Source organism: Devosia sp. (assembly GCF_040509215.1).
Classification (GTDB): Bacteria; Pseudomonadota; Alphaproteobacteria; order Rhizobiales; family Devosiaceae; genus Devosia.
In genome coordinates this window covers 21,986-30,456 of sequence record NZ_JBEVLL010000142.1, presented here as the reverse complement: position 1 = coordinate 30,456, position 8,471 = coordinate 21,986, and the positions used below count along the sequence as shown (strand labels likewise).

Annotated in this window: 9 protein-coding genes and 1 tRNA gene; 5 read left to right on the top strand and 5 right to left on the bottom strand. The window is 60.2% G+C overall.

Annotated features, from left to right (window positions below; translation table 11 throughout):
* Positions 1–39: 39 nt before the first annotated feature.
* Positions 40–696 (bottom strand): peptide-methionine (S)-S-oxide reductase MsrA, encoded by a 657-nt coding sequence (gene msrA / locus ABW043_RS07710; RefSeq protein WP_353920637.1) that lies wholly within the window; start codon positions 694–696, stop codon positions 40–42.
* A gap of 52 nt (positions 697–748) precedes the next feature.
* Positions 749–1,072, bottom strand: a complete 324-nt coding sequence (locus ABW043_RS07705) for a hypothetical protein (RefSeq protein WP_353920636.1) — start codon at positions 1,070–1,072, stop codon at positions 749–751.
* A gap of 224 nt (positions 1,073–1,296) precedes the next feature.
* Between ABW043_RS07705 and ABW043_RS07700 the strand changes: the two genes are divergently transcribed.
* From ABW043_RS07700 to ABW043_RS07690, 3 genes are all read left to right on the top strand, one after another.
* Positions 1,297–1,386, top strand: a tRNA-Ser gene (locus ABW043_RS07700).
* Between the two features lie 183 nt (positions 1,387–1,569).
* Positions 1,570–2,496, top strand: a complete 927-nt coding sequence (locus ABW043_RS07695; protein ID WP_353920635.1) for a diacylglycerol/lipid kinase family protein — start codon at positions 1,570–1,572, stop codon at positions 2,494–2,496.
* Positions 2,493–3,320, top strand: a complete 828-nt coding sequence (locus ABW043_RS07690) for a metallophosphoesterase family protein (RefSeq protein ID WP_353920634.1) — start codon at positions 2,493–2,495, stop codon at positions 3,318–3,320. Before ABW043_RS07695 ends, ABW043_RS07690 begins: the two co-directional genes overlap by 4 nt.
* A gap of 19 nt (positions 3,321–3,339) precedes the next feature.
* Here the strand turns inward: ABW043_RS07690 and ABW043_RS07685 are convergent, their stop codons facing one another.
* Positions 3,340–3,705: a response regulator gene (locus tag ABW043_RS07685; protein WP_353920633.1), complete on the bottom strand. Its 366-nt coding sequence runs from the start codon at positions 3,703–3,705 to the stop codon at positions 3,340–3,342.
* Between the two features lie 160 nt (positions 3,706–3,865).
* On the opposite strand from ABW043_RS07685, the gene ABW043_RS07680 reads away from it, so the two are divergent.
* Both ABW043_RS07680 and ABW043_RS07675 read left to right on the top strand, forming a co-directional pair.
* Positions 3,866–4,654 carry an alpha/beta fold hydrolase gene (locus ABW043_RS07680; protein ID WP_353920632.1) on the top strand — a complete coding sequence of 263 codons (789 nt, stop codon included), beginning with the start codon at positions 3,866–3,868 and terminating at the stop codon, positions 4,652–4,654.
* Positions 4,641–5,810 (top strand): PAS domain-containing sensor histidine kinase, encoded by a 1,170-nt coding sequence (locus tag ABW043_RS07675; RefSeq protein WP_353920631.1) that lies wholly within the window; start codon positions 4,641–4,643, stop codon positions 5,808–5,810. Before ABW043_RS07680 ends, ABW043_RS07675 begins: the two co-directional genes overlap by 14 nt.
* 32 nt (positions 5,811–5,842) lie before the next feature.
* Here the strand turns inward: ABW043_RS07675 and ABW043_RS07670 are convergent, their stop codons facing one another.
* A complete protein-coding gene (locus ABW043_RS07670) occupies positions 5,843–6,925 on the bottom strand; it encodes a sensor histidine kinase (RefSeq protein WP_353920630.1) in 1,083 nt (360 codons plus the stop codon).
* A complete protein-coding gene (locus ABW043_RS07665) occupies positions 6,912–8,450 on the bottom strand; it encodes an ATPase domain-containing protein (RefSeq protein WP_353920629.1) in 1,539 nt (512 codons plus the stop codon). The genes ABW043_RS07670 and ABW043_RS07665 overlap by 14 nt, the downstream gene beginning before the upstream one ends.
* Positions 8,451–8,471: the final 21 nt, after the last annotated feature.

Sequence of the window (8,471 nt, the reverse complement as noted above, 5' to 3'; positions counted from 1 at the left end):
AAAGCGGCGCGTCGATGACGCGCCGCCTGGGAGATGTGACTACTCGGCGGCGACCCCGAGCCCAATCGGGCAACTCACGCCCGTCCCGTTGAGCCCGCAATAGCCATTGGGATTCTTGGCGAGATACTGCTGGTGGTAGGTCTCGGCATAGTAGAACGGACCAGCCGGTGCGATCTCGGTCGTGATCGCTCCCAAGCCCTTGTCCTTCAAGGCCTTTTCATACATCGCCTTGCTCGCGGCGACGATTTCAGCCTGTGCCGGCGTCGTCGTGTAGATCGCCGAGCGATACTGGGTGCCCACGTCATTGCCCTGGCGCATGCCCTGGGTCGGATCGTGCTCTTCCCAGAAGGTTTTCAGCAGCGTTTCCAATGAGATAGTCTTGGGATCATAGACCACCTTGACGCTCTCGGTATGGCCCGTGCGACCCGAACAGACCTCCTCATAGGAGGCGTTGGGCGTATGGCCGCCCTGGTAGCCCACGGCGGTCACGACAACCCCGGGCAACTTCCAGAACAGGCGCTCGGCGCCCCAGAAGCAACCGAGCCCGAAATAGATGGTCTCGGCGCCCTCTGCATAGGGTCCTTTGAGAGCAGCGCCATTGACGAAATGTTGAGATGTGACAGTCATTTCCGTGTCGCGACCGGGCAGGGCCTCGGCGGCAGTTGGCACGGCAGTCGGCTTGGTGCGGAAGAACATGAGTTTCTCCTTTCGCCGCATAATATGGGGATTGCCTCCCCCGATTTTTAGATCAGATATCCTCGGCTCGCAAAAACCGTTCGCGCCGCGGTTTTCGTCCCAGAAGCGCCAGCACAATCCCCGGCACCCCGATCACTGCGAAAGCGGGATAGGTCAGAACCGCATCAAAGACCCGGTCGAGGAGGTTGGCAAAGAACCTGCTGTGAAAAAACTCTCGAACGGTATCAAGGCTTTGCGCATGGATCTGCAGCCAGATATCGCCTAGCGACGTCATCACGACAGCATTGGCCGCCAGCGATTTCGTACCATCAATGACAAGCAAGACCAGCGCCAGGCCAATGAGCCAAGTGCCGACAATTCGCAAGGCTATCCGCATTCACCCCGTCCCGTGCTTCCGGGTGCCGAACGCTGCACCTTGCACCTGTCCCTTTTGCCACGCGCGGGGGCCGTTTCACAAGAGATCAGCACGATCACGAAAAACATACGGGACAGGACGAAACTCATGCTTGCGCCCGAAACGTTCATCAGTATATTGCGCCACGCTCGCAACGGCATAACAAGGCCGTGCACAACCTGGTTCCAGGGTTGCCAAGGCGATGCGGAGAGATGGCCGAGTGGTCGAAGGCGCACGCCTGGAAAGTGTGTAGGCGGGGAACCGTCTCGAGGGTTCGAATCCCTCTCTCTCCGCCATTTTACCATCCATAAATACCTGTTTTTCTTGGCTTTTGGCCGGTCGATAGCGGCGCGCGGCGCGCTGGGTGGCTCCGCCGCCAACGACCCATGCAAACTCTCGACGATGGATTTCCGTATTTCCTCGCAACGCATGGTCTTGGTGCACGTTGCCTCGGAGGACACTCCTTCCGAGCGGTACTCGTGAGCAAGCAAACATATTACGTGATCCTCAACGCCAATGCGGGAACGGCCAATGCCACCGGCATATCGGAGGACTCCCTACGCGACCTGTTTGTCGCCAACGACCTGACCGCGACCATCGATGCGCGGCAGGATCGCGATATGGCGACGCGGCTAGGTGACGCCGTGGCGAGCGACGCCTCGATCATCGTGGCGGCAGGCGGCGATGGAACGATCACGGCCGTGGCGGAGGCCCTGGTCGGAACCGACAAGTCGCTGGCTATCCTGCCCCTGGGGACAGTCAACGCCCTCGCAAAGGATCTCCATGTGCCTCTCGACCTCCCCAAGGCGGTCGCCAATCTGGTTACGGGACACGAGCATCGCATCGACGTCGGCGAAGTGAATGGCCGCATTTTTCTCCACAAGGTGGTCATCGGGGTTATTCCGGGTGTCGCTGCGGGGCGCGAACGCATTCGCGGCCGCCGTGACGCCTCGGCCAAGATCGGGTTGTTGCGGTATTTTTTCCGGCGCCTCGCCCGCGCCAAGCGCCTCGCGGTCGTCATCGAGCCAGACGAGGGGGCGCGGCGCATAGAGCGGGTGCAGGCCCTGGCGGTGGCCAGCAATGCCTATGACGAGGGTCTCGGGCAGTTCTTTTCCCGGCAAAGTCTCGATCGAGGCACGCTGACGCTCTATACCTTGAAACACCTCAATGTTCGGGATTTCGTTCGGCTGACCACGGGGATGATCCTCGGCAATTGGCGAAATGACCAGGCGCTCTCCATGGAGAGCGTGCGCGGCGTAACCATCGATACCCGACACACGCTCATCAAGGTCATGCTGGACGGCGAGGTGGAAACACTGACGACGCCGCTCGAATTCCTCATTCGCCCGCAGGCCCTTTCCGTTATCGTTCCAGCCGAGGTCACGGCCTCGGCGGAGGTCGCATGAAACTTCTCCATATTTCCGATCTGCATTTTGGCCACCACGACCCGGTCCTCGCCGAAGGCTTTGCCGACGATATCAATGCCCAGCACCCCGACCTGATCGTGGCAAGCGGCGACTTCACCCAAATCGGCACCAAGGAAGAATTCGAGCAGGCGCGGGAATTTCTCGACAAGCTGACGGCCCCGATCTTCGCCGTTCCGGGCAACCACGATGTGCCGGCGGTCAATATCTTCAGGCGTTTCCTTGATCCCTACGGGCTCTATCGACGCTATATCTCGAAAGACCTGGAGCCGGTTGTCGAAATGGGCGGTGTGGCCCTCGTCGGCATGCGGACCTCGCGTCGGGCCCGACTCGAGTGGAACTGGGGTCACGGCACCATATCGCGTGGCCAGCTCGATGATTTGGCAGAGCGTTTCGCCGCCGTGTCGCCCGATGCGGTGCGCGTCATCGTCGCCCATCACCCGTTGCTGTTTCCGACCGAGCCGATGATCCAGAAGACGAAGCGGGTCAAACGTGCGGACGACGCGCTGGAAGTGTTTGCCGGCCTCGGGGTGAGACTGGTTCTCTCCGGGCATTTTCACCTCTCATATGTGCGCAAGCACGAGGCGAAAACCCACGCGCGCGAGGGTCAGCCGATCGGGTTGAGCAAGTCTGTGGTGGCGCCCATCCTGGTGGTCCAGGCGTCTTCAGCCATTTCGACGCGTCTGAGGGGTGAGCCGAACGCCTACAACCTGATCGATATTTCTTCGGAGACAATCACCGTGATCGTGCGCGAATGGCGAGACGGCGCCTGGACCACGAGGGAGCGAGCCACAGAGCCGGTCTAGGGTGACCATCGCATGGAAGCTAGATGGCCGCCATTTCACGAAGCGCGGAGGCGACGGCTTCGCCGGTATAAGGCTTTGAGAAAAAACGGCTTTCGGCCGGCAAATCCGAGAGGCCGACCTGACGATGTCCGGAGGTCACTATGATCTTGATGGGGGGCCAGCGGTCGCGGACCATTGCGGCGAGCTTCAATCCATCCATGCCGCCTGGCATATCGACGTCGGTGAAGATCACCTGGATGTCGGTGTTTGCCTCGATCAGAATCAAAGCCTCGGAGGCGTTCGCGGCTTGGAACGTTTTGAAACCGAGATCTTCTAGCTGATCGACGATGTCCATGCGAATAATGGGCTCGTCTTCAACGACGAGAACTGTGATGGCCTGGGGCACGTCGATGTCCAGTACTGTCTTGGGTCTGCGCCCAGACCGATCTACCCTAACGCCGTAAGGGAACGAACGATCCACTCTGTCGTTCACAATCACGAACATGACGCCTTTTCGTCGCTAAGTCATATAAAACTGTTCTGAATTTGGGGCGCGTGAGGGCAGATTGAGCGTTATCGAAAGAAACCACGTCCAGAAGCACGGCTCGGGCGAGCCGGTCATCGTGTTCGCTCATGGTTTTGGCTGCGACCAAAATATGTGGCGGCTGGTCGAGCCTGGCTTTCGCGAGCGGTATAGCACGGTAATGTTCGACCATGTCGGCGCCGGGCGTTCCGATCTCAGCGCATATGACAAGGACAAGTACGCCGATCTTCGGGGCTATGCTTCGGATGTCGTCGAGATTGGCCGTGCGCTTGACTTGCACGACGCTATCTTTGTTGGTCATTCGGTCAGCGCCATGATCGGCGCTTTGGCGTCAATCGAGGCGCCGGACATGTTCGCCAAGCTCGTCATGGTGGGACCATCGCCGCGCTACATCAATGATGGTGACTACTATGGCGGGTTCACCGCCCCCCAGATCGAGGAGCTTCTGACTTCACTCGCGGATAACCACCTTGGCTGGTCCGCAGCCATGGCGCCCGCGATCATGGGCAATCCGGACCGCCCCGAATTGGGCGAAGAGTTGACCAACTCCTTCTGTCGGACCGATCCCGATATCGCCAGACAGTTCGCCCGCGCCACGTTCACCTCCGACAATCGTGCCGACCTCAAGAAAGTCCAGGCCGATACCCTGATCCTGCAGACGCGCGACGACATCATCGCTTCGGAGCAGGTTGGCGAATATGTGAACAAGGAGATCGCTGGCAGCCGCATCGTCTATCTCGATGCGACCGGCCATTGCCCCAACTTGAGTGCGCCCGGCGCAGTAATCGCGGCCATGAATGAATTCCTCTGATCTTTCCGACGGCGACCTCGAAGACCTCTATGAAAATGCCCCATGCGGCTATCTCTCCCTCGGTCCCGACGGACGGATAGTTCGCGTCAACGCCACGCTGTGTACCTGGCTTGGTCGTTCCTCCGACACGTTGATTGGCACGCGTCTGCGCGACCTGCTGAATGTGGCAGGGCGCATATTTTACGAGACCCATTTCGCCCCCTTGCTGCGCATCCAGGGCTTTTTCGAGGAGGTCGCCCTAGACCTCGTCAAAATCGATGGCGGAACCTTGCCGGTCTTGGCCAATGCCAGCGAACGCAAGGTGTCTGACGATCTCGTCTTTACGCGCGTCACTCTGTTCCGAGCGCCGCAGCGGCGGCGCCACGAGCGTGAACTGGTCGAGCTTCGGAACGCTGAACAAGAAACGCGCCGCAGGCTGGAAGAGCTCAATGCGGGCCTTCATACGCGGATCAACGACGCCGCCGAGCTGCAGGTGCTGTCAGTCCGCGATGCAGAACTGCGCGAGCAGTTCATAGCGGTTCTCGGCCACGACCTCCGCAATCCGCTGGCAGGACTGGCTGGCGGCACCAATATCCTCAAGCAGATCCACAATGATGCAAAGTCAGTTCGTGTGCTGCGGCTGATGGCCGAGAGCATCAACCGCATGAATGGCCTGATCGACAATCTAATGGACCTGGCCCGCGGGCGCCTGGGTAGCGGCATCACCATTCAACGCACGTCGGGCGTGCGGCTGGAACCGACCCTGGCCCAGGTGGTGAACGAGCTGAGGGCCGGCCACCCTGATCGCAGCATCGAGATGCGGCTCAATCTGTCCCAGCCTGTCGATGTCGATCACGCTCGCATCGCCCAGATGTTTTCGAACCTTCTCGGCAACGCCATAACCCATGGCGCCGAGGACCGACCGGTCGTGGTCGATGCCGGAATAGAAAATGGGCAATTCCAGTTGTCCATTGCCAATGGCGGCGAGCCAATACCGCAAGGGGCCCTGGACCGCCTCTTCCAGCCATTCTACCGCGGCGAGGTGCGCTCAAATATGCAGGGTCTTGGCCTCGGGCTCTATATCGCCAGCCAGATCGCCCTGGCGCATGGCGGCCGAATAAGCGTGACGTCCGACATAACCGAAACGAAGTTCACGTTCTCGATGCCAATCATCTGACCCAGATTTTGGGTCAGATGATTGGTCTGCCGCTATTCTTCCTGCGCCTCTTCGGCGCGGAAGGAGATCGGCACGACGGCGTGGGTCAATTCGGAGAGGGGACCGCTGTATCTGAGTTCAAGCCCCTCGGCGGGGTAAGCGACTTCGACATTGCCGAGAGCCCCTAGCGTCGTCTGGATCAATCGTGAGCCGAAGCCGGTTTGACTTGGCGCCGTGACCGCCGGACCGCCCCGCTCGACCCACGAAAAATCGAAACTGTCGTGCCCATCGAGTTCGTTCGTCGACCAGGTCAGCCTCACCGATCCTGCGCCGGCCGCTTCGGAGAAGGCACCGTACTTGATCGAATTGGTGGCCAGTTCGTGCAAGACCAGCGCAAAGGACAGCGCTGCCTGTGGTGCAATCTGGATCGATGGGCCGCGCGCCTCGAAAGCCCGATCGTGAACCGAAAGCGTTCTTGTGACCAATTCGAGGAAATCGGCCGAAGCAAAGTCGGTGCCCAGCAGCAGATCGTGCGTTCTCGACAAGGCGAGAAATCGCGCGATGATCAGCTCCCTGACAGGGCCCATCTCCGGATGGGGGCGCATGGTCTGCGTCACAATGGATTGCAGCATGGCGATGGTGTTCTTGACCCGGTGCGCCAGTTCGCGGGTGAGCAACTTCTGATGGCGTGCATTGCGCTCAAGCTCGGAGAGATGATCGCGCGTTACAAATTGCCGACGCCTGCCTTCAATGGCCCAGCGAAGAGCGCTTACCAGAGCCGTCGAGCCCATCGGACGTTCTAGCACCATGACATTGCCCGCCTCGGGCGGGAAAAGTGCCCGGACGGCCTCTGCTTGGCCCGCAGAACGATGCTGCCCGATGAGCAGGATGAACGGATAGGACGACCAGCTCGGCTGTTCGCGGACCGCTACCAGCAAGGCGCTCCAGTTGATCTGGACCAGGGCCTCTTCCGTCATCAGCACCGCGCCCAGCTCATCATCGAGATGCCCCACAAGACCATCGAGGCTCGTCACCCCGATCGCCCGGTGGCCCCGCGCATTGAGCAGGCTGATGATGCTGGCGCCGTCCCGCACATAGGGGGCGTAGACGATGACCTTTTCCTCAAAACTCTCCATTGTCGCGGCTCTCCATCAGGGGACCGCGAGATCCGATATATTTGGGCGTGCCGGTGAGGATGCCGCTGAACTCGACGAGCGGCTGCCCGATGCGAATGCCATGCCGGTCGAACTTGATTTCGCGAATGGTGTCTTCATGCGCACCGCTGCGGTTTTTCAGCACGGAAAGCGCCTTGCGCAGGCGGCCCTCCGCCTCGAAAAACCTGAAAAGAAACAGGACGTCGGCCACATAGGAAATATTGAGGGAGCCGGTATTCATGGTGCCGACAAGCCCGTGCTGGTTGTTGACCAGCAATGTCAGCACACCCTGCTGATTGAGATAGGACAACAGCTCATGCAACTGCAGGATCAGCTGCTTCTCCTCGGGCATGGATGCGAGGTAACCGTTGAGACTATCAAGCACCAGAACCTTGATGCTCCGCTCTTCCACCTCCTTTCGCACCATCCAGGCAAACTGGCCCGGGCTCACCTCCGCCGGATTGATCTGCATCAGCTTCAGGCATCCGGCCTCTATCGGGCCATCGGGATCCTGCCCCAAGGACCGCGCGCGGGCCAACAATGTGCCGATGCGTTCGTCGAACTCATAGACGGTGGCATTCTCGCCGCGACGACAGGCTTCGAGCGCGTAGGAAAAAGCGATCGAGCTCTTTCCCGTGCCGGCGGGTCCAGTCAGGACCGCGGAGGTGCCGCGAAGCGGGCCGCCCTGCAAAAGAGCGTCCAATTCGCCGATACCGCTGGTCATCGGCTCGCCGATAAAGGGGGTGTGGAAGTCCGACGCGATCAGGCGCGGAAATACTTTCAGGCCGCCCTGCTCAATGACGACGTCGTGGAAACCGGCCGAGAACTGGACGCCCCGCATTTTCTGGATTTCGAGCGATCGGCGCGCCGCGCCGAATTCCAGCGTCGTCCGGTTGAGGGTGATGACGCCGTGTGAAATCGAATGGAGATGGGCATCCCGTTCGCCATCCTCGCCGGTGAGATCATCGACGAGGATGACAGTGATGCTCCGCCCCGCAAAATACTGCTTCAAAGCGAGCACCTGACGCCGGTAGCGCAGCGGGTCTTGCGAGAGCAGGCGAAGTTCGGAGAGGCTGTCGAATACGATACGGCTCGGCTTGGTCTCGTCGACGCGCTTGATGATGAGATCGACCGTGGCGCTCAGCTCGATTTCCCAGGGGTGGATGATCGTCTGGCCACGACCATCGCCCAGAACCTCTTCAGCCGCCGACAGCTCGAATATGTCGATGCCATCAAGCGTCCAGCCGTGAGACGCGACGACGGCGGCAAGCTCGTCATGCGTTTCCGACAGTGTGACATAGAGACAGCGCTCGTTGCGGGCGACGCCCTCCATCAGGAATTGCAGCCCCAAGGTGGTCTTGCCCGACCCCGGAGCACCTTCCAGCAGGTAAAGGCGGGATGGTGTGAGCCCTCCGCCCAGGATGGCGTCGAGCCCTCCATTGCCGGTCGAAATTCTCGGATCAGGCTTGGTCGCAAATGAGCTCAAATTTATCCCCGGCAACGTCATTTGGGTTGGCAAGTGATGGAC